The organism is Vibrio sp. 704, assembly GCF_033339295.1.
Genome location: NZ_JAWOUH010000325.1, coordinates 1 through 784 on the forward strand (window position 1 = coordinate 1; position 784 = coordinate 784).

Consider the following 784-nt stretch of genomic DNA (forward strand, 5'->3'; position numbering starts at 1 on the left):
CAACCATTTTTTGCGTTTTAGTTCCTGCTTGGCGATAGATGATCTGTCCCTTATCTCCATCAGTGACGTAGGTAAGTTCATCGCCATTTTTGATACTTGGGAAGATAAAGCTCAATTGGGTAATCCATTGTTGGCGGCTCGACTTAGGGAAGCCCAGTTTTTGCCACTGTTCATCCGTCACCTCAAGCAGTTGCTGCTTGCTTATGTCTCGTTGATAGTTGATCTCTAAAGCAAATGGATGCGGAGAAACATCTGTAGAAACTAGGTATTGCCCATTGGGTGCTTTTAGGCGAGAGCGATAAATATCAAACACAAACCAAGTGAGCTGCGCTTCGCCAACTGTTTCCCATTACTGCCAGTTTTCTACATTCAGTCTGTCAGTACTTCCTATATCTTGTGCCTGCGAAGGTATTGCGCCCATTGCAAACACAAACAAGATACCGCTACCCATACCCCTTGGGAGTTTTCTCTTTAAGCTTGCCATTGTCATACACCTTGAGAATCACCAGCATTAACACCAACCATTCCACAAACAAGGCCAGTAACGTAATACTTGTATCGAATCCAAACTCTACCGCTTGAAGCTTGTAGCCAGCGAAGTAGCTGAGCATTCCTCCAAGCCCACCTAATATTGATACGTAGATTTTGGCGAAGCGGTGCAAAAGCACTTTCAGTTGGTAGGCATACCATGCAAACAATACCCATAGACCAATCAACCACACAGGGAGCCAAGAGGTAGGGAAAACCAAAAGCGAGAAGTGTTGATTTAGCGTATCGAGAACTA

The 784-nt window shown here is 44.6% G+C and carries 1 protein-coding gene and 1 pseudogene; both read right to left on the bottom strand.

Annotated elements, in window-relative coordinates; all coding sequences use genetic code 11:
• Window positions 1-484, bottom strand: a pseudogene (locus R7R24_RS26220) (hypothetical protein); the annotation flags it as partial.
• A partial coding sequence (locus tag R7R24_RS26225; RefSeq protein ID WP_318120051.1) for a DUF2878 domain-containing protein occupies window positions 444-784 on the bottom strand: 341 nt, incomplete at its 5' end. The pseudogene R7R24_RS26220 and the gene R7R24_RS26225, both read right to left, overlap by 41 nt.